Genomic DNA, 20,372 nt, shown 5'->3' with positions numbered 1-20,372 from the left:
AAATCGTCAGGTTTTAAGTGGTGGGTAGTTCACAGGAAATTGAAGGCTTGGTCTATCGCACCGCCCATTATGTGCTGAAAAATAAAGATGATGCAATATTGGCAGCCCAACAAGCGTTAATCGAGATTTATAAAACGATTCATTTTTACAAAGAAACAGAGAATTTCACGATGTGGATACAACGAAAAGTAACAACCAGCTGTATGGAAATATGTAAGCCTATAAAGTTCACATAGAGAGCCTCTATTCGTTTTTGGATAGAGATATTATCAGGCGTAGAAATGCTATACAAACAGTCATAGCGAAAAGATGCAAAACAACAATCCATTAGTTAACTTTAACTGTAACATCTCCTATGCTTTGTCCATCGATGCTCCCTTCTATTTTCCAAACACCTTGCGAAGGAATTGATATTGTAGTTACAACTTTTGCCGCTGTAGTTTCAAGAGGAAAGTTTTCTTTTTCTTCACTTAGGGGTTCAATAATGCCGGTACCTATATTCTGTTTTTCAAACGTTTCACTTTCAATAGCCGTGAAGTTTATTTGTTTTCCCAATGCCTTCTGCTTCTCGTCACTTGCGGATTCGTTCCACTCCACGATCTCGTCTTGCTGTAATAACTGTTTATTTATATTTTTGTTGCCGAACCAGATATAAAAAGTGTGGGTCTGTTCCTTTCCAGCTATAAAATCAGCATCAAAAACTGTAAAGTCGCCGACTTCTCCACGCATTGGATACTCTTTATCTTCCATTACAATTGTATCTGTCGGATCTTCTCTAATGACTTCTCCGTTATAGGCTTTTATCGTTCCCAGACTTTGCTGCTCTGAACATCCTACAAGCATGAAAAAGAACAAAATCAATCCTATATACTTCATCTCATCTCTCCTTAATTTTTAATTACTAAATAATTCCATATCAATCGTTGAAATCCTTCTGAAATTTCCAAATCCAAGGATACAGGCACGGCACTAAGTACATAATCGGTATGAACATACATGAAAATCAAGAATATTAACCAAATATTACCTTTACATAAAAATCCTTTTGGTATAGTTTTATACTTGTACTATATAAATTACACTTGATATTTTGACATGGTAGCGTGGTTGGAAGTAGGAGATTCGGACAAAAGAAGAGGTTGGATGCGCCCTGCGTTTCGGCAGAAGAAAGGCCAGTGTGTCTTTTTCCGACCGTGCCCACCCACCGCCCTTCCGTCTTTTCCTACCTCCTACCACAAAAGTTTGTCGATTTATCAAACCAGATGTATATATATTGGAATAATTCGGAAGGGAGAGATTGAATGACTACATCTACCGGTAAAGCGAAGAAGATGATTACAGCAGATATGTATGAATGCGAAGCGACTTACGACGTAGTAGTATATGGCGGCGATCCGGAAGCAGTTGCAGCAGCAGCAGCTGCTGCTCGTCGTGGTAGTAGAGTAGCGCTAGTAAATCCTGACCCGGAACTGGGCAAGCTCATTACACGCGGCTGGCTTACCTATCTGGATATACCACCAGTAGCCGGTGAGGTTAAAAAGCCCGAGAAGCTTGATACTGCTGCCCAGGGTATTTTTCAAGAGTGGTGGGAGGATGCAAGCAATGGAACATTCTACCGCTCCTTAAGTGTAGAGAAAGCGCGAGCTGCGTTTGATAGGCTAGCCTCCCATCCCAATATTACCCGCTATGATAATGCCGGATTGATTGAGGTTATGAAATCTGGAAATACAATTATAAGCATAGGTGTTGCTGTATCATGCACAATGAATATCAAAATCAACGCAGAGCAGTTCGTGGATGGTTCGGCGGATGCGGACTTTGCTGTGAAAGCCGGTGCTGAGTATACGATCGGACAGGGTGACATCGGAGCGCCTGAGCGGTGGCAGCCGCCTTCTTTGGAATTTAAAGTAGGAGATGTAGATTGGGAAACATGGCGTACGGTGTCCGGGAATGCTGGTGTAGCCGATCCGACAATCGGGGATAGCAGTCACTATGGCGGCTTCCGCAACAAGATAGAGCATCAGTTTAGTCTTAATACAGATTTGGAACATGAGCCGGATACGTTTGTGCGTAATCCTAACATGTGTAAGCCCGCAGGACAAGAGTGGGTGTTCATTAATGCATTGCTTATCTGGGGCGTAAATCCGCTAGATCCATGCTCTTATGATGAAGGCTATGCCCGTGGAAAACGCGAAGCACAGAACTTCATTACCTGGGCGAAGGAAACCGATCCGTCTACCGGCAAAGCCAATTTGCCCGGATTTGAAAAAGCCTATATTCCAGACGATTGGGCACCCGAACTTTATGTACGGGAAACGCGTCATATTAAAACAGATTACATGCTTACAGGCGAGGATGCGCTTATGAGCAATTGGTACAATGATGCAATTGCACAGGGAAGCTATGGTCTGGATGTTCAGGCGTATAATCGTAATGAGGCGCTTTCCTCTGCCTATACGGAAGTAAAAGGCTTTGATCATTCTCATTACGGCAGACCATGGGATTATGGCAACGATAATCCGGCGTCCTATAGTATCCCGATGTCTACTATTCTTCCAGTAGGATTGGATAATCTAACGGTAGCAGGGCGTTCGTCTGGCTATACCACAATCGCCATGTCTTCTGCCCGTGTAATTCCAACAGGCATGAGTGTGGCTGAGGCAGCGGGCGCTTTGGCTACCTTTGCGATAGAGCAGAAAATGACCCCGCGCCAGGTGCACAGGGATGGGGCTATGCGTGATGCATATCTTAAAGACCTGGTGCAGTTCAATCAGCCGTATTATCATGTCATATACGGAAACCCGCATAACATTACCGGGTGGACGGACATACCAAGCTACTCGGGTCAGGTTCCGCATGGTGTAGATAGTCAATGGTGGTTTAATTACTGGTTGTATGCATATAACTCGGGTGTGGTGTTCCCGTATTACGGAAACCCCGAAAATCCGCGTGACCCTAACTGGTTTGGGCATACACCCGAGGATTATATAACGTCTGCGGAAATCGCCTATATGGTAAAAGAATCAATTTACCGATATGCGCGTGATGAGTGGAATCGGTCAGAGGTGCAGAGCCGTTTGGAGAGACTGTCTACTGATACAACGGATAAAGTCGGGCGCAATGATGCAACAAGGTCGATGCTGCTGCCAATTATGGCTGCGCCCCCGTCGGATGATGAAGCGTGGGAGCAAGCGAAACAGATGTGCCTGCTATCTCCTGAAGCGTTAGCGAATGTACCTGATGAACGCCTGCTTATTAAAGCAGAAGCTGCACACCTTATCGGCTGGTATATCGAGGTACTGAAGGCAGGTCGCATAACGTTCGAATGATCGCATAAAGCAGCATACCATAAAAAGAGATGAGCAAAGCGGAATCCGTCTTGCTCATCTCTTTTCGGATACAGTTGTTTTTCTTTACTGGCATGTTATTTTACAGTTATTTTATATGTTCGCATCCACATATCGACCTGCACCAAGTATGCGAAGAATTGTGGAACATTCATCAATTGGCCGAACCATGGCATATGAATGGATGACAGGTCCAGACTAGCAAATTCTTTTACGGCTTTCACATTAATGAATGGCAGAATGGGCGAGGACTCATCATTCAGAACAGCCAGCGCCCTGTCTCGTACAGTTGCTAGATAAGAAGGATTGTGCGTCTTCGGATAAGGACTTTTACGGCGCATGAGTACGTCGTTCGGAAGTACGTCGTGAAGTGCCTGGCGCAAAATGCCTTTTTCCCTCTCGCCATGTGTTTTCATGGCCCAGGGCACGTTCCACATATACTCGACCAGGCGATGATCGCAGAACGGTACGCGTACCTCAAGACCTACCGCCATACTCATGCGATCCTTGCGATCTAGCAGTGTCGGCATCCATCGTGTCAGATTCAGGTAAAACATTTCACGAATGCGTGCTGCAAGGCCTTCTTCTCCTGCTAGACGGGGAACTTCATCGAGCGCCTCTTCGTACCGTTCCTTCACATAGGATTCGAGGTTTACTTCTGCATGAAGAGCAGAAGAGAAGAACTTCATTTTCTCATTTAGATTACGTGCCCATGGAAAAATGGTAGCAGAGAGTGCGTCTTCTCTGTGAAACCATGGATATCCCCCGAACACTTCGTCGGCACACTCGCCTGATAAAGCTACGGTCGCTTTCTTCTTAATCTCTCCGCAAAACAAATACAGGGAACCATCGATATCGGTCATGCCTGGCAGATCGCGCGCATGCAGTGCGGCAGGCAGAGATTCAAGCAGATGAGGAGTATCGAAATAAATCGTATGATGAATGGAGCTGATGTGCTCCGAGACACGCTTGGCCCAGGGAGCATCGGCATTTGGTTGAAACTCATTCGGCTTAAAATATACGTCATTGTCTACATAATCGACGGAGAAGGTGTGCAACGGACCCATGCCGCGTTCACGAAACGCCTGCGCCGCCAATGCGGAAATAGCGCTGGAGTCAAGTCCACCGGACAGGAGAGTGCAGACAGGTACATCCGCTACAAGCTGGCGTGTAATGCTATCGCCAAGCAGATGGCGGATAGTAGCGATAGTGGTCTCCAGATTATCAGTATGGGCATGACTTTCCAGGGACCAGTAGCGTTTTGTCTTCATGCCGTGGCGTGTATGCAATAAATATGAGGCAGGCAGCAACTCGAACACATTATTGAATATGCCATGCCCCGGTGTACGAGCGGGACCTAGACCGAAGATTTCACATAACCCTTCCTTGCTAATCTCCGGTTCTACTGCCGGATGGGCAAGCAATGCTTTAATCTCCGAACCGAAAATAAAGCTTGAGCCTTGCTGTGTGTAAAACAAAGGTTTGACGCCTAGACGGTCGCGGGCGAGGAATACACTCTCGGCTTTGTGCGACCAAATTGCAAAAGCATAAATACCATTAAGTTTCTCCAAACACTCCGCTCCCCATTCGATGTAGGAAACAAGCAGAACTTCCGTATCGGATGTAGTAGAGAAACGGTATCCGCGCTCCAATAATTCGTTACGCAAATCATCTGTATTGTATAGCTCTCCGTTATATACTATCGTGTATGTCTCGTTGTTGTACGTCCGGCTCATTGGCTGTGTACCGCCTTCAGGATCGACCACTATCAGGCGACGGTGGGCAAAGCCAGCGTGCGGCGATGTCCAGATTCCTTCGCTGTCAGGACCACGGGGAACGAGCGACTTGGCCATATCTTTAAGTATGGCGCTTTGCCCGCTAAGGTCGGCCTGCCAATCTATCCACCCTGCGATTCCGCACATAATCATCCCTCCACTTCTCAATCATAACCCAGTAATACACTATGCCTGGCACAGGCAAATGGGTGCCTGGCCCGAAAAAAACAGATAGAGTAACGGGAGGAAAAACGGTAAACAATAGAAGGAGATAATATAAGTTCAGCAAGGAGACGATGGAATGGAAAACCAGGGTAAGAAACACATCGGCGAAGAGCCTGCGGATACCGCTATGCCGCATCAAATCGATGCACCGGAACGGGCAGCAGCGGACGAGAAACTGGAGAAGCCTTTTGTAAACCAATATGGAGTTGTTATTGGCGACAGTTTTTATGATTCCGCGAATTCTCCGTTAAATAATTGGAGTAAAGATGTGGATCCAGTTATTATGGCAGGGGATCAGTGGGTGCATCCAACAAATGATATCGGATGGAATACGCCGGAGAATCAAGCGTTGCTTGAGGAAGGGTACATTCCACAGAGCGGGCAATTTATGCATCCGAGCAAGGATGTTAGCTATCGTAAGGACTAAATAAAAACGCGGTGGGGCTGTATGCTTCACCGCATTTTTATTTTGCTTAAGAAAGCGAGCCAAAGCAGCAGTGCAGAAGCGAAAGAAAATGTGTTATTATGAAAATTAGACATTATGTATGTCGGTAAACCGGCAGTATGGAGTAAAGAAGGGAACACATGCTATGAGTAATGAATTTCGTGTATGCGATGAATGTAAAATGATTAATATAAAAACGCTGGTACCCCGGCTAAAAGAAATTGATGCGACGGCTGATGTGGAACTTGGTTGCCAGTCTTACTGCGGCATTGGCTTTAAAAAGCACTTTGCAGTAGTGAATGGTCGCTATCTTACCGCACCGACAGAAGATCAGCTAGTCGAGAAGGTGAAAAAGTATCTGGCAAGGTGAATACAGAAGACGATGAAAACACTGTAATAAAAAGGAGCATATGGCCTCTCAGCTGAGAGGTTGTATGCTCCTTACGTATGTGTATTCACGTTATGCGCTTTCCTTCTCTTTTTCTCCTGCCCAGAAACGGTGTGCCCAGCGGAACAGTCCCATGCCTAAGGCAAGGTACGCGAAGGCCATATTAAAGTAAAACAAAGCCCACCATAAGAAAGTAGAATCCGCTTTAGGAGCGCTTAATGGAATCATCTCTGGCAGCAGTGCCCACATCACAACAACGAACGGCACTTGCAAAATCGCTAGCGCCCTCTGGCCAAAGCGCCAGAATAAAAATGGTGCCACACTTGCGAATACAAGGTTGATAATCAGTAAGTCCATATCTGTTTCCTCCTTTTTTCACTTGCTGCAGAAGAAACCGCTTCCAAACCTGCTGATAATAAAGTGCGACAATTACAGTGTGTGGTATGAGGATAAATTGTTAATTATATCATACAATAAAATACGAAAAATTTAAATTATTTTGAACAAAAATACGAAAAATTGTTTATTATCCCAATGAACAAAAAGTCGGAGTCGGAAAAAGAAAATTCTCTTAATGCACTTGTTAATTATCCATCTATGGATGCCAGGGGTGTTGATTATCCGCTTTGGATCGTACTGGATAATCAACACCCTTGTTCTCTTATTATGGTTTATGACAGCTCAGTCTCCAGAGAAGAGAGGCTTTCCAACGAACCGGTCACGAGCAGGCGATCGCCAAGCTGCAGGCGTGTATTCCCGTGTGGAATAATTGAGTCGTTGTTGCGATAAATGCGCAGAATAAGCGCGTCCCCAAGAAAAGGCAACTGTCCTAGCTTTGCTTCATGGTAATGTCGGTTACCCACTATGAGCGTTTGCATGGCATCCTCAGCCCGGGCGATCAAGTCGATGGCGTTCGGTGCCTCGATTTGTGCCTTCAGTAGCGTACTGGTTGAGAATAGGGTAGAGAAGAGAATAAATCCATTCTCGCGTACTTCATGGTGCCGTTCCGGGTTTTCCATCCGCACGATGATTTGTTTTTCATCCCAGCTTTTGGCATGAAGGGCAAGCTGCATATTAATGTTGTCGTCGCTTGAGGCAAATACAAGAATATCACGCTCAAAAAATTTTTGTGCTTCCATGGTTTCTGCAGTAAAGTCATCAACGAACTTAATCGCTTGGAATTTATTGTAGAATACCTCGTTGTTTTGAATGACATCCTTATTTTCTTTGATCTGTTTCTGTTGTGTATACAACTCTACATCAAAGCCCGCCTTTTGTACCTCCAGTGCCACAGGCATCGTAATTACATTCAATCCTACCATTCCTACTGAGGTTGTAGTAGACGAGTCCTTTATAGGAACGAGCCTGTTGAAGACGACAGGCGATATGAAGCAGGAGAGAATGGCAACCAGAATGAGTCCATCATGCAATGACTGGTCAATCATATTTTTTTCCAGCGCTAGAGCGGCCGCGGCAATAACAAGACTGAGCGTTGAGGTTAATAGCATACCTGAACCGAGCGTTTCTTTCCAGTTGAACCACCTGCGCAGGATAAGCAGCGGAGTCACTTTGGAAACGTACAGGGATATCAGGAGCAATGGAATGAAAATATATACTTTAGGATCTTGGAGCAGTGCCCACAAATCAAGCTTTACGCCAACCATTACAAAGAAAATCGGAATTAAAAATCCGTATCCGAATGCATCCAGTTGATGTACAAATTCTTTGCGGGGCGCCAGCATGGATACAATGACACCAGCCAGAAATGCGCCAATAATGTTTTCAGCACCCATGTTTTCTGCCAGAGCAACAAACAAGATAATCAGCAGGAAAACACCACGTGTACCGAGCTGTACCGTACCTGTGGATAGCTTTTCGAGAATAGGCGCCTGTCGGAGGTGCCGAAGAATCCTGTATAGCACGAAAGCAACGGCAAATAACACGAGCAATAGCAGAGATTGAGCGGAATTATTCGATTGAAGTGAGACGAAAACAGCCAGTAGGATCATCGTTACAAAATCGGAAATAACCGCGATAAGCAGAATGGTCTGTCCAAGCGGCGTCTCTGTAATCTTTCGCTCTTTTAAAACGGGCACGACGACACCGAGGGAAATCGTGGAGATAATCAGCGTCATGAAAAACGTCTGCTTGATAATACCGAGCTCTTTCAGTCCGAGTGAGACGAGAAAAGAAGCCCCAAAAACGAGAAGGAATGCGATCGAAGCGATAATGAATGGATTTGATTTCTCTTTCCGCTTTTGCGAGAAAGCATCAAAATCAATCTCCAGTCCACTTAAAAACATTAAGAAAATAAGGCCAAGCAAGGAAAGAATCGCAAGCCAGCTGTCTTCCTGCACGATGTTTATTCCGCTTTTGCCGAGGACCATTCCAGCAAGGATTTCCGCTACGACGACAGGTATCATCGTCCAGCGCAGGCGCTGCAGCAAAATGGGAACAAGAAAGGCAACTGAGATAACGATTAGTAAAGAAATCGGGGAATGCGCTGTTTCGCTCATCCGCTCACTCCTTTCAAAATTTGTGATGTAATAAACTCATATAATACGATAAAGACCAACACCGGGAAAGAATGTGCTGGTCTCTTTATTTCGTAATTATGTGTAAAAATGAAACAAGTCTTACATATGTGTATACACCGAAATAAAGACATGGATACCATCAGAAACTATTGTTGCGCTAGTGCTCCATCGGTTCGTTCACAATAGCCGCCAGTAGTAGATGCATTGCCTGGTGTTTTCGTTCTTTTTCATCTTCCAGCCTATTTAAATTCTCTATAAATGTCTCCAGTTTATTATTCATTTTATATCGCTCCTTTATCTTGTGGTAGCGTGGTGTTGTTTAAAAGCTATTTCCACAGAAAAAAGGAGATTGAAACTTCCTTATTTTACCACAAGCACATCGCATCCAGCATGTTGGGTAATTGCTTGACTGACTCCGCCGAGCATAAGGCGTGCATAATTGGACAAGCCGCGTGAGCCAAGAATAATCAGATCGACATCCAGTTCCTCTGCTGTATCGAGAATGAGGCTTTTCGGATCTTCTGCCCGTACAACTTTGCTAAAGGACGTACCGTAGTTCAAGAATAAGTCAGCGGTTTCTGCTGCTTTTTCTTCCCAGTATGCTTCCATCTCTTCCGCGGTAATTGGTTCAGCACCGAGAATATGGGAAGGCGATTTTGGGTAGGCAGTAACTACAGTAACGGTAGCCTTGAATTGTCCGGCGATTTCTGCTGCTTTTCTAGCTGCACGCTTTGCGTGTTCTGATCCGTCATAGGCAAGTAAAATATGGCGGTACATGTTCATTCCTCCAGTATGTGTCATTTAGTTTATTGTATAGCTTGTACGTGAGGTACGTCAAAAGTAGCGACGGTGAAAGGGAAAGACGCCCTCAACGCAGAATACATCTTCATGAATCTTTTATATATTGGACTTCGTATATACCTGTACCGATATATTTTAGGAAGGATGAAGCACGATGCTAAATAAATTTCTTGCCAGTTTTGGAATTGGAGCGGCTAAGGTTGATGCCCGTCTATCCGAGTCGAGAGCATATCCCGGTGGAGAATTGCAGGGGGAGGTACATATCGAGGGAGGAAACGCTGAGCAATCGATCTCGCAGATTTATATGTATTTATATACGGAATACTATAAAGAAGCGAACGACTCCAAAACAAAACATAAAGAAATATTAGCCTCCTATCGTGTTGCGGATTCTTTGCTAATTAAACCAGGTGAGAAGAAAGCATTACCATTTCAATTGCGCGTACCATATCATTCCCCGATGTCATTCGGGCGGCAGAACGTGTATTTGAGCACAGGTCTGGATATTGATATGGCGGTAGATCCGAAAGATACGGATGTTGTGACGGTGTTGCCAGACCCGCTTGTCGCTCAGCTGCTGGCCGAAGTAGAGAGCATGGGCTTTCGCCATTCGCATGGGAGCGGGACTTGTGAGTATAAAAAGCATATTCACCGGATGGTGCCTTTTGTGCAAGAATTCGAATTTAAACCGACAGGGCAATTTCGCAGTGAATTGGATGAAATTGAACTTATTTTCGATGTACATCCGGAAGGAGTGGATGTACTGATGCAAGTAGATAAACGAGCCGCAAGTCTGCGAGGCATCTTTGAAGAGATGCTTGATTTGGATGAGCATTATGTACGATTCAGCATCAATCGACAGAGCGGTGTAGTTCCAGGTGAGCTGGAGATGCGGATACGCCAAGTGTTAGCGCGGGGATAAAGACACGGTCAGAGACGAAAAGCAGGTGAGAATATGGCATCATGGAAAATTGACGGAAAGTGGCTGGAATACGAGGCGGAAGCAGCGGATGCAGGGCTGCCGCTGGAATTAATATTGAAAGAGAGACTTAGTGTGTCGGGGCGGATGCTTCAGCGGCTCACAAGAAAGAAGGGTTTATTTTTAAACAGGAAACAGCCGTTTCTAAAGAAAAAGATACAGCCGGGAGATCGGATTCGATTGCTTATCGCTGATGCACCTGAGACGACCTTGTCTCCGGTGGAGATGAACATCTCTGTATTGTATGAAGATGATGCGGTATTAGTAGTGAATAAACCATCCGGCCTTGCTGTGCACCCGGTAAAAGAGGGGCAAAACCATACGTTGGCACATGGTATCGCCTATTACTGGAAACAAGGAGGGAAGCCGCGCGCTGTCCGGCCTGTTCACCGGCTGGATAAGGATACGAGCGGTGCGGTGCTTATCGCTTGTAATTCATTTATACATCAGTTGCTGGATAAACAACTACGTAAACGCACGATTCGACGTACGTATCTTGCGCTAATCAGTGGACACCCGGGGGCGGAGGGAGAAACGGATACGATTACCGGGCCGATTGCCCGTGATTCTCACCACCCGACTCGCCGTCGTGTACATGAAAGTGGAGATGAGGCAGTGACTCATTACCGGGTAATGGAATGCTTTCCTGCTGTGCCGGGAATTCTGGATGAAGGAGCTTCTCTTGTAGAGGTGGAACTGGAAACTGGACGCACACATCAGATACGGGTTCATTTCAGCCATTTGGGCTTTCCGCTTGTGGGTGATACCTTCTATGGAGGTGTAAGAGTTGAAGAGGTGCGGAGGCAGGCATTGCATGCGGCACGGCTGGAGTTTGATCACCCGGTAACGGGGAAAAGACAGGAATGCACGGCACCTTTGCCGGAAGACATGGAGCGCTTACTTGCGCGGCTCCGCCAAACGTAAGTAGGAGGGGTACAGATGGTGGGACGATTACGAGAAGAAAAAGTATTTAAAGACCCTGTGCATCGGTATATTCATGTGCGGGACAGGCTTATCTGGGATTTAATTGGCGCAGGCGAATTTCAGCGTCTGCGGCGGATACGCCAGCTTGGCACTTCTTATGTAACGTTCCATGGAGCGGAACACAGTCGATTTAACCATAGCTTGGGCGTATATGAAGTTATGCGCAGACTTCTGGCGCAGTTTGAACAGCGCCTTCTTTTTTCCTTCTGTGAGGAAGAGAGGCTGCTGTGTCTGAGTGCTGCACTGCTTCATGATATTGGGCATGGTCCGTATTCACATTCGTTCGAGAAGGTATTTCACACGGAACATGAGGATTGGACTCGGCGTATTCTGGTAGGGGATACGCAGGTCAATCGTATCCTACGTGGCGTATCTAACGATTTTCCCCATAAGGTAGCGGCGGTAATCGGAAAAACATATGAAAATCCACTCGTAACAAGCCTTATTTCAAGTCAGATTGATGCGGACCGGATGGACTATTTGCTGCGTGATACGTACTATACAGGAACAAACTATGGCTCTTTTGATATTGAGCGCATTCTGCGTGTGCTGCGCCCGCATGGAGACAAGCTTGTCGTCAAGCATACGGGTATGCATGCGGTGGAAGATTATATTGCCGCTCGTTATCAAATGTACTGGCAAGTATACTTTCACCGGGTCACGCGCAGCGCGGAGGTAATTCTTCGCAAGCTATTCGAGCGAGCGCGGGATTTGTATCAGGCTGGGTATACGTTTCAGTGGCAGCCCGTTCATTTTATTCCTCTATTTGAACAGAGCATTACACTGGAGCAATATTTAGCGCTTGACGAATCGACAGTGATGTTCTATATGAATGAGTGGTGTCATGAGAAAGACGAGATTTTGCGGGATTTAGCGCAGCGGTTTGTAAACCGTCGCCTGTTCAAATATGTAGAGTATGCGGAGAAGGTAGAAAGTATGGAATGGAAGCGAGAGATTGATGAACTGTTCCATGCGATTGGCATTAATCCGGCGTATTATCTAGGAGTGGATTCTCCTTCAGATTTGCCGTATGATGTTTATCGAAGCGGTGAAGATGGAGAGCGAACGCCGATATATTTGCTGATGCCCGATGATAGTCTGGTAGAGCTATCGAAGCGTTCTGTTATTGTGGAATCGATTTCCGGGAAACGGCAGTATGATCATAAGCTATATTATCCGCTTGATTTTCTTGAAGACGGTACGCGCGATCCGAATATTGTGGAAGAGATTAAGCGACGTTTACGCGTTCAGGCGGGATAAAGAGGAGGTTTTTATAAGCATGGATTTATTTAAAGGCAAACAGGGCGGTTTTAATATTATCAGCAACAAAAATCAGGTGCATGGCGGCTACGGTGCAGGGATGATCGATTTAAGCAATGTATCATCAGTTATTGTAAACGAAGAGGAGGCCGTAATTGATATCGGCGCTCTTCATGCCAAGAGCGCGGTGGAAAAAGGCATAAAATTCTCGATGAATAAAGAAGATGTGCCAAACGGAAAACGTTACTGGCTTGTGTGGGTTGCAACGGATATGGGTGAGAAGGGTGCGTACTATGCAGGCGTTACGGCATGCGAGATGCTGGTCGATAGAGAAGCGCGTCGTGGATGGAAGATTCTTGCTGATCATGTCAACAAGATGGATTACGCTATGAAACGTCGCTTTATCCTGGATGGTATGAACGAAAAAGAAAAGCAAAATCTACGTGAACTACTGGAAACCCATAAGCCGGAGCTGTGGGAGAACTCTCCGGAAGAGTTGAAAGAGAAACTGGCATAGCGAGGTTTGCTTACTTAAAGTTTTAAGGGCAAAAGTGAACGGAATGTGAAATTTTCAGTCGTTTATTGATTGCCGTATTGAGACTGGGCTAAAATGAAAACGTATATTATACACATCTATTACTAGGACACGTAAAAGGGGAAGCGAACGAACACGTTCGGCTTCCCCTTTTACAATGCGGAGGCAAGGACAAAATGTTTTGTCTGTCTCCCTAGTTCCAGAATTTAAGCTTGTCCCAGAATGACTTCTCCTTCTTGGGTTCTTCTTTTTTCTCCGCTTTTGGTGCTTCATAGTATTCCTTCGGTTCTGAACCGGGAATGAAATACATTAGCTCCTGTTGTTTAGAATCCTGGCTTGCCAGTTTTCCGCTTCCTGTATCGACATATATGGGGACAACCCCAGGCGGAACCGGGAAGACAGAGGCTGGTTTTTCGGCGAGCGCCTGTTCCATAAAGCTGGCCCAAATAGGTGCGGCCTGACGTGCGTCGGCGAAGCTGTCAATTTTGCGGTTATCGTCATATCCGACCCAGACAGCAGCAGCCAATTGTGGCGTAAATCCTCCAAGCCATGCGTCATAATCGGTTGTTCCGGTTTTCCCGGCAACAGGCCGGTGCAGCTGGCTGCGTACTCGTTGACCGGTTCCGCCAGGCTGGAATACTTTTTCCATCATATGCGTTAGCAGGAAGGCGTTCTCTCTGCTGATTACCTGTTGTACCTCGGGCTGTGTCTCTACCAGCGGTTTGCCTTCTCTATCCAGAATGCGCAGAATAGCGAGTGGCTCGGCTTTTTGTCCTTGATTGGCAATTGTTGCAAACATGCGGGCCATCTCTAGCGGCATAACCGGATTGCTGCCGAGTGCAAGCGAAGGCAGCGGCTGAAGCGGTGAATCTATCCCTAATCGTTTAGACATATTCAGCATTTTGTCAGGGCCGATGGTTAGATGGGTCTGCACAGCATATATATTGTCCGAACGGGCAATGGCTTCGCCCATCGTAATATAGTCATGCATATACTGATCACCGTAATTTTTCGGAATGTACGTCTCATTATTACCTAACGTAAAAACGGTTGGTTCGCTCTTAATTTTCGTTAGTGGCGTAAATCCGTTTTCCAGTGCGGCCAGATAGAGTGCGGGCTTTAACGCGGAGCCAGGTTGACGGCGAGCCGTTGTACGGTTGAATTGGCTTTTCGTATAGTCGCGTCCGCCCACCATTGCACGTATATAACCGGTCTGCGGTTCGATTGCCACAAGTGCCGCCTGTAGATCACGGTCTTTCGGTAAATACTTCTGTACAGCTGCTTCTGCTTTTTGCTGCATGGCCGGATCAAGTGTTGTATAAATTTTCAGCCCGCCATGCTCAATTGCTTCTTCGTCTAAACCATACTTTTCTTTCGCCAGTTTAACTACATAATCACGAAAGTAAGGTGCAATCGTCTTTCCTTTACCATCCTCTGGTGAAACGAATGTGAGCGACTGGGCGAATGCTTCATTTGCTTGCTCGCGCGTAATATACTGCTCGTTTACCATCATATCCAATACAATGCGTTGCCTGTTTTTGGCGGCCTCCATATTGAGGAAAGGCGAGAAAAAACGGGGACCTTTCGGGATACCTGCCAGCATGCTTGCTTCGGCCAGTGTCAAATCACTTGCATTTTTGCCAAAATACGTTTTAGCAGCGGCCTGAATGCCATATGCAGCATGACCGTAATAAATCTGATTCAAGTATAGTTCGAGAAGCTCTGGCTTGGTGTAATTTAATTCTAGTTGAATGGTGAGTAATGCTTCCCTGTATTTCCTCATCCATGTTTTGTCATGATTAAGGTACAAATTACGGGCAAGCTGCATCGTAATTGTACTGGCACCCTCTACCTTGGACATATGCCGCAAGTCTGTCAGTGCCGCTCCGGCGATACGTTTTATATCAAAGCCGGGGTGCTCATAGAATTTGCGGTCCTCGATAGCGATAGATGCCTGCTGTACGTATTTAGGAATTTGCGCAAGCGGCAGAAAAACGCGATTTTCCCCTTCATAAAGAGTTGCGATAACGGCATTGTCCGCCCCGTAAATCGTGGTTGTTTCATTAATATCTGTTTTGGGCAGCGGTTGGGAACGCAGATACAGAACGAATAATGAGAGCAACGCTGCCAGAACAACCAGTGTGATGAGCAGCCAGCGTGCCGTTTTTCCAGCGATCCGCAGCCAGCGGATAAGCTGCTCCTCCTGTTTGATTTCCAATGTGAAGACCTCCCTATGCCTTCTACTATCTTGCAGTATTAGTATAGGGAAATCTAGTAAAATCTATACGTGCGCATTATTTGTGAAGAGAAAGAGGAGGTTGGTGCGCCCTGCGCTCCGGCAGAAGAAAGGCCAGTGTGTCTTCTCCTACCTCCTACCACAAAAGTTTGATTATTTTAACTCAAAGTGTTTAGGAAGATCGTAAAGTTTGGGTAATATAAAAAAATGAATGCTTGCTTTTTGAAATGAGTCCTATATAATTTACTTGTTTTAGATAATTATCATTGAGACTGCTTGCAAAAAACATTGCTTCCTACAAAAGTGCAGGAAGTGAAAGGAGACTGGAAACAATGGGTGGATTCTGGTTTACAGAGAAGCAAACCGAGAATTTTGGTATTACGATTAAAATCAATAAAACTTTACATACAGAACAAACCGAGTTCCAAAAGCTTGATATGGTGGAAACAGAAGAATTCGGCAACATGCTGTTCTTAGACGGTATGGTTATGACATCGCAGAAGGATGAATTCGTTTACCATGAAATGGTGGCCCATCCGGTCTTGAATACACACCCGAATCCAGAAAATGTGCTGGTAGTCGGCGGCGGAGACGGCGGTGTAATTCGTGAAATTATGAAACATGAAAAAGTGAAAAAAGCTACGCTCGTTGACATTGATGGCAAAGTTATTGAGTATTCCAAGAAATATCTTCCTGAAATTGCTAGTGAACTCGATAATCCGCGCGTAGAGGTTAAAGTAGATGACGGTTTTATGCATATTGTTAAAAGTAAAAATCTATACGATGTAATTATGGTTGATTCTACAGAACCGGTCGGACCGGCGGCTCCACTGTTCGAACGCGGCTTCTATCAGGGGATTTATGAAGCGTTGAAAGAGGATGGCATGTTTGTCGCTCAGACGGATAATCCTTGGTTCAAAGCTGACTTGATCCGTAAAGTTAACAAAGATATTAAAGAAATTTTCCCGGTTGCAAAAGCGTACTATGCCAACATCCCGACATATCCGAGCGGTATGTGGATATTCCAAATCGGTTCGAAGAAATATGATCCGGAAGCTGTTGACGTAAACAGCATTCCAGAGCGTGAAACGAAGTATTATACGCCGCGTCTGCATCATGCGTCGTTCATACTTCCAAAATTCGTGGAAGATTTAGTGAAATAAGGAGGAGTCAGCGTGCACTTTTTCAATCCATCTTATAGTGGTCATGCGTTCTTTGAAGCGCAAAGCACATATGAAGACGCTCGGGCGGTTATTTATGGCATGCCCATGGATTGGACGACCAGCTTCCGTCCTGGCTCCCGTTTCGGTCCGACACGTATCCGTGAGGTGTCAATTAATTTGGAGGACTACAGCCCATATGCCGACCGCGAATTGGGCGAGGTGCCGTACTTCGATGCTGGCGATATCCCGCTCCCGTTCGGTAGTGCACAGCGCAGCCTAGACGCTATCGAAGAATACGTACGTAAAATTGTAGCTGATGGCAAATTCCCAATCGGGCTTGGTGGTGAGCATCTCGTCAGTTTGGCTCCGATTAAAGTAATGGCCGAGAAATATCCTGATTTAGTAGTGGTCCATATTGATGCCCATACGGATTTACGTGAGGAGATGGAGGGTGAAGCGCTGTCTCATTCCGCGATTATCCGTCGAGCACTTGATTATGTAAAGCCGGAGAATGTATATCAATTTGGTATTCGTTCTGGATTGAAGGAAGAATTCGAATTTGCGAAGGAGCGTATGCATCTTCATAAATTCAAAGTAATTGAGCCGCTAAAAGAATGCCTTGAGGAATTGAAAGGGCGTCCGGTATACGTCACATATGATATTGATGCGGTAGATCCGGCATTCGCTCCGGGAACAGGAACGGCTGAACCGGGCGGCATCACATCTGCTGAAGCAATTGAATCCATCTACCTGTTGTCCGAGCTTAACATTGTCGGCTTTGATTTGGTGGAGGTAGCACCGGTGCTTGACCAATCCGAGAGAACGCAAATTCTTGCATCCAAGATGATTCGTGAAGTTATCCTTACAATGGTAAAGTAAAGTGATGAATAAGAGGAGTGCGGTCTATAGATGGGCCGCACTTTTCCTTTAGTGGATAAGAAAGCCACATCTACTTTCTTAATAATAAGGAAAAGCAGGAAAAGGGAAGGCCTGTCTTGCGTCAGCTTAGCGATATCTCGTAGAATAGAGGGATAACAGAAATTGAAATATTCAGGTGATACAATTGGGCAAGCCTCCCGTGCAGGAAGTTAGCATTGAACTAATCAGCGAGTCTTCACTTGGAACGTCCCCCTCCGATATACACAAAGCAGCCTATTCGGGGCAGCTTTATTTTATGAACGGAACCTGGTACATAAAGTATATTGAACAGGAAGAAGAGGGACAAACGAATGCAACCGTTAAAGTGAAGGAAGATGAGATTGTCGTCATTCGTAACGGACTTGTGTCGATGCGCCAATCATACCGTCCCGGCATAAAAACGAGTGGTTCGTATGTCAGTCTGGCGGGTGAGATGTCGATGGATACTGATACGAGGGATATCCGACTTCATTATGATGAAGAAGGATACCTTACGGCAGCAGTTTGGGTATACGATTTGCATTTGAATGAACAAAACATCGGGCGATATACGGTACAGTGCCGGCTTACCCGCTTATCATGCAATACATATTAAGGAGGATTATTGTGAGTGTAGTAGAACAAACCAAAAGTAAAATTATTGAGCAGATTAAACAAGCCGTCATAGCGGCAGGTATCGTCGAAGCGGAGCAAATTCCGGACTTTGCACTGGAGTTGCCAAAGGATAAACAGCATGGCGACTACGCAACGAATGTAGCGATGCAATTAACGCGTATTGCACGCAGAAATCCGCGTCAGATTGCTGAAGAAATCATATCCGGCTTTGATAAGCAGGCAGCCAGTATTTCCAAGATTGAGATTGCAGGTCCCGGTTTCATTAACTTCTATATGAACAATAGCTATCTTACCGGCGTTATCGCTCAGGTTATTGAAGCAGGAGAAGCGTATGGCCGTACAGATTCAGGAAAAGCGAAGAAGGTGCAAGTCGAATTCGTTAGTGCTAATCCGACAGGAAGCCTGCACCTGGGTCATGCCCGCGGTGCTGCTTTCGGAGACGCGCTATGTAATGTGCTTGATATGGCGGGGTATGATGTATCCCGTGAATACTATATTAATGATGCAGGCAATCAGATTGTGAACTTGGCCCGTTCTCTTGAAGCACGTTATTTTCAGGCTCTTGGTCAGGATATGGAGATGCCGGAAGATGGCTACTATGGTCAGGATATCATTGAATTCGGAAAAGAATTGGCTGAAAAAGACGGCGATAAATATGCGAAGATGAGTCCGGAGGAGCGTTTCGTATTTTTCCGTAATTGGGGTCGCGATAAAGAATTGGAGAAAATCAAAATCGATCTTGCCGATTTCCGTGTGAAATTCGACGAGTGGTTTAGTGAGACATCGCTCTATGAAACTGGTGCAGTCGAAAAAATCATAGAGACCCTGCGCGAAAAAGGATATGTATATGATAAAGATGGGGCAACCTGGCTTCGCTCGACTGACTTTGGCGACGATAAGGACCGGGTTTTGATTAAGCAAGATGGTACGTATACATACCTGACACCTGACATTGCGTATCATGAAAATAAGTTCAGCCGCGGTTTCGAACAGCTTATTAACATCTGGGGCGCTGACCACCATGGTTATATTCCAAGGATGAAAGCAGCAATGCAGTGCCTTGGACATGAAGCTGAGCAATTGGTCGTGCTGATTAATCAGATGGTTAGCTTGTATCAGGGCGGCGAAAAGGTAAAAATGTCTAAACGTACAGGTAAAGCTGTTACAATGCGTGATTTGATGGAAGAAGTCGGCACCGACGCGACCCGGTACTTCTTTGCGATGCGGAGTCAGGATGCGCACCTGGACTTCGATATGGACCTTGCTGTATCTAAATCCAATGAAAACCCTGTTTTCTACGTGCAATATGCACATGCGCGTATTTGCAGCATTTTTCGTCAGGCTGATGAGCAAGGGATTGCACTGGATATGGCAAAAGCGGATTTCAGCCGCGTGGGGAGTGAGAAGGAAATTGACCTGTTGAAGCATCTGGGCGCATTCCCAGAAGAAGTAGCAGGTGCAGCAGAAGTGCTCGCTCCGCACCGTGTTGTGCGTTATGTACATGAATTGGCTTCGCTTCTGCATAGCTTCTACAACGCAGAGCGTGTAATTACTGAAGATGAAGGGCTTACACATGCGCGCCTAGCCTTGATGAAAGCCGTACAGATTACGATTGTTAACGCGCTGCGTCTCATCGGCGTATCCGCACCAGAGCGTATGTAGATTTCTATATAAGTTACACTTGATATTTTGACATGATAATGTGGTTGGAAGTAGGAAATTCGGAAAAAAGAAGAGGTTGGCTGCGCCCTGCGTTCTGGCAGAAGAAAGGCCAGTGTATCTTTTTCTGACCGTGCCCACCCACCGCCCTTCCGTCTTTTCCTACCTCCTACCACAAAAGTTTGTCGATTTATCAAACCAGATGTATATAGAAAGCAGTGACAAGTTTTTATATGGGTTATTTTTTTTATAGCAGGAAAACAAAAAAAGAGATAGAATATTCACTATAGGAGTGTGATTTTATTTTGTGAAATACATCTGACTGAACAGTCATTCACAAAGAGGCGGAAACGTGCTATTATAAATATAAATATTTTTCGCCATAGTCAGATTATTTTGCGGATAAGAAGGAGTGAGAAACCAATGGAGATATTGCCGCTAATTAACCTTATTGTATTCTTTGCGGTTGTCGGCTATGCGGTGTATTTGTTTGCGCACCTTGTCT

At 45.5% G+C, this 20,372-nt stretch carries 20 protein-coding genes; 13 read left to right on the top strand and 7 right to left on the bottom strand.

Going from position 1 to position 20,372, the window contains the following annotated elements:
- The first annotated feature begins 20 nt into the window (after positions 1-20).
- Positions 21-236 carry a hypothetical protein gene (locus tag HMPREF0083_RS15110; protein ID WP_040302973.1) on the top strand — a complete coding sequence of 72 codons (216 nt, stop codon included), beginning with the start codon at positions 21-23 and terminating at the stop codon, positions 234-236.
- 91 nt (positions 237-327) lie between these two features.
- Here HMPREF0083_RS15110 and HMPREF0083_RS15105 read toward each other — a convergent pair whose 3' ends face one another.
- Positions 328-876: a type 2 periplasmic-binding domain-containing protein gene (locus HMPREF0083_RS15105; RefSeq protein WP_021622390.1), complete on the bottom strand. Its 549-nt coding sequence runs from the start codon at positions 874-876 to the stop codon at positions 328-330.
- A 425-nt stretch (positions 877-1,301) separates the two neighbouring features.
- Between HMPREF0083_RS15105 and HMPREF0083_RS15100 the strand changes: the two genes are divergently transcribed.
- Positions 1,302-3,329: an FAD-dependent oxidoreductase gene (locus HMPREF0083_RS15100; RefSeq protein WP_021622387.1), complete on the top strand. Its 2,028-nt coding sequence runs from the start codon at positions 1,302-1,304 to the stop codon at positions 3,327-3,329.
- 95 nt (positions 3,330-3,424) lie between these two features.
- Here HMPREF0083_RS15100 and asnB read toward each other — a convergent pair whose 3' ends face one another.
- Positions 3,425-5,269 (bottom strand): asparagine synthase (glutamine-hydrolyzing), encoded by a 1,845-nt coding sequence (gene asnB, locus HMPREF0083_RS15095; protein WP_040302972.1) that lies wholly within the window; start codon positions 5,267-5,269, stop codon positions 3,425-3,427.
- Between the two features lie 154 nt (positions 5,270-5,423).
- On the opposite strand from asnB, the gene HMPREF0083_RS15090 reads away from it, so the two are divergent.
- Together HMPREF0083_RS15090 and HMPREF0083_RS15085 are read left to right on the top strand one after the other, a co-directional pair.
- Positions 5,424-5,774 (top strand): DUF3905 domain-containing protein, encoded by a 351-nt coding sequence (locus HMPREF0083_RS15090; RefSeq protein ID WP_021622385.1) that lies wholly within the window; start codon positions 5,424-5,426, stop codon positions 5,772-5,774.
- A 163-nt stretch (positions 5,775-5,937) separates the two neighbouring features.
- Positions 5,938-6,162, top strand: a complete 225-nt coding sequence (locus HMPREF0083_RS15085) for a YuzB family protein (protein WP_040302970.1) — start codon at positions 5,938-5,940, stop codon at positions 6,160-6,162.
- A gap of 90 nt (positions 6,163-6,252) precedes the next feature.
- Here HMPREF0083_RS15085 and HMPREF0083_RS15080 read toward each other — a convergent pair whose 3' ends face one another.
- The 4 genes from HMPREF0083_RS15080 to HMPREF0083_RS15070 form a co-directional block, all read right to left on the bottom strand.
- Positions 6,253-6,537 (bottom strand): spore morphogenesis/germination protein YwcE, encoded by a 285-nt coding sequence (locus HMPREF0083_RS15080; protein WP_021622383.1) that lies wholly within the window; start codon positions 6,535-6,537, stop codon positions 6,253-6,255.
- Positions 6,538-6,851: 314 nt separating this feature from the next.
- Positions 6,852-8,696 (bottom strand): cation:proton antiporter domain-containing protein, encoded by a 1,845-nt coding sequence (locus HMPREF0083_RS15075; RefSeq protein ID WP_021622381.1) that lies wholly within the window; start codon positions 8,694-8,696, stop codon positions 6,852-6,854.
- Positions 8,697-8,874: 178 nt separating this feature from the next.
- Positions 8,875-8,997 carry a hypothetical protein gene (locus tag HMPREF0083_RS29790; protein WP_021622380.1) on the bottom strand — a complete coding sequence of 41 codons (123 nt, stop codon included), beginning with the start codon at positions 8,995-8,997 and terminating at the stop codon, positions 8,875-8,877.
- 80 nt (positions 8,998-9,077) lie between these two features.
- On the bottom strand, positions 9,078-9,494 hold the full coding sequence (locus HMPREF0083_RS15070) for a universal stress protein (RefSeq protein ID WP_040302968.1): 417 nt from the start codon (positions 9,492-9,494) through the stop codon (positions 9,078-9,080).
- A gap of 178 nt (positions 9,495-9,672) precedes the next feature.
- Between HMPREF0083_RS15070 and HMPREF0083_RS15065 the strand changes: the two genes are divergently transcribed.
- Genes HMPREF0083_RS15065 through HMPREF0083_RS15050 form a run of 4 tightly spaced genes read left to right on the top strand, consistent with a single transcriptional unit; the run spans position 9,673 to position 13,258 of the window.
- A complete protein-coding gene (locus HMPREF0083_RS15065; protein ID WP_021622378.1) occupies positions 9,673-10,440 on the top strand; it encodes a sporulation protein in 768 nt (255 codons plus the stop codon).
- A 33-nt stretch (positions 10,441-10,473) separates the two neighbouring features.
- Positions 10,474-11,421 carry an RluA family pseudouridine synthase gene (locus HMPREF0083_RS15060; protein ID WP_021622377.1) on the top strand — a complete coding sequence of 316 codons (948 nt, stop codon included), beginning with the start codon at positions 10,474-10,476 and terminating at the stop codon, positions 11,419-11,421.
- A gap of 15 nt (positions 11,422-11,436) precedes the next feature.
- Positions 11,437-12,741: an HD domain-containing protein gene (locus HMPREF0083_RS15055; protein WP_021622376.1), complete on the top strand. Its 1,305-nt coding sequence runs from the start codon at positions 11,437-11,439 to the stop codon at positions 12,739-12,741.
- A gap of 19 nt (positions 12,742-12,760) precedes the next feature.
- Positions 12,761-13,258, top strand: coding sequence for a YwhD family protein (locus tag HMPREF0083_RS15050; protein ID WP_021622375.1), 498 nt, complete (start codon positions 12,761-12,763; stop codon positions 13,256-13,258).
- Between the two features lie 211 nt (positions 13,259-13,469).
- On the opposite strand, the gene HMPREF0083_RS15045 is transcribed toward HMPREF0083_RS15050, so the two are convergent.
- The gene (locus HMPREF0083_RS15045; protein WP_021622374.1) at positions 13,470-15,494 is read right to left on the bottom strand and encodes a transglycosylase domain-containing protein; all 2,025 of its coding nucleotides are present in this window, start codon (positions 15,492-15,494) and stop codon (positions 13,470-13,472) included.
- 350 nt (positions 15,495-15,844) lie between these two features.
- On the opposite strand from HMPREF0083_RS15045, the gene speE reads away from it, so the two are divergent.
- The 5 genes from speE to HMPREF0083_RS29050 all read left to right on the top strand — a co-directional run.
- Positions 15,845-16,675: a polyamine aminopropyltransferase gene (gene speE, locus HMPREF0083_RS15040; RefSeq protein WP_021622373.1), complete on the top strand. Its 831-nt coding sequence runs from the start codon at positions 15,845-15,847 to the stop codon at positions 16,673-16,675.
- A gap of 12 nt (positions 16,676-16,687) precedes the next feature.
- On the top strand, positions 16,688-17,554 hold the full coding sequence (gene speB / locus HMPREF0083_RS15035) for an agmatinase (protein WP_021622372.1): 867 nt from the start codon (positions 16,688-16,690) through the stop codon (positions 17,552-17,554).
- A 184-nt stretch (positions 17,555-17,738) separates the two neighbouring features.
- Complete coding sequence (locus HMPREF0083_RS15030) at positions 17,739-18,188, top strand: YwiB family protein (protein ID WP_040302965.1); 450 nt, start codon at positions 17,739-17,741, stop codon at positions 18,186-18,188.
- An 11-nt stretch (positions 18,189-18,199) separates the two neighbouring features.
- Positions 18,200-19,870, top strand: coding sequence for an arginine--tRNA ligase (argS, locus tag HMPREF0083_RS15025; protein ID WP_040302963.1), 1,671 nt, complete (start codon positions 18,200-18,202; stop codon positions 19,868-19,870).
- A 291-nt stretch (positions 19,871-20,161) separates the two neighbouring features.
- On the top strand, positions 20,162-20,372 hold a 211-nt coding region (locus HMPREF0083_RS29050; RefSeq protein ID WP_209421084.1), incomplete at its 3' end, for a hypothetical protein.

This window comes from Aneurinibacillus aneurinilyticus ATCC 12856 (genome assembly GCF_000466385.1).
GTDB lineage: Bacteria > Bacillota > Bacilli > Aneurinibacillales > Aneurinibacillaceae > Aneurinibacillus > Aneurinibacillus aneurinilyticus.
Note: the sequence above shows the minus strand (reverse complement) of the source record. Positions and strands in the feature narration are given on the sequence as shown.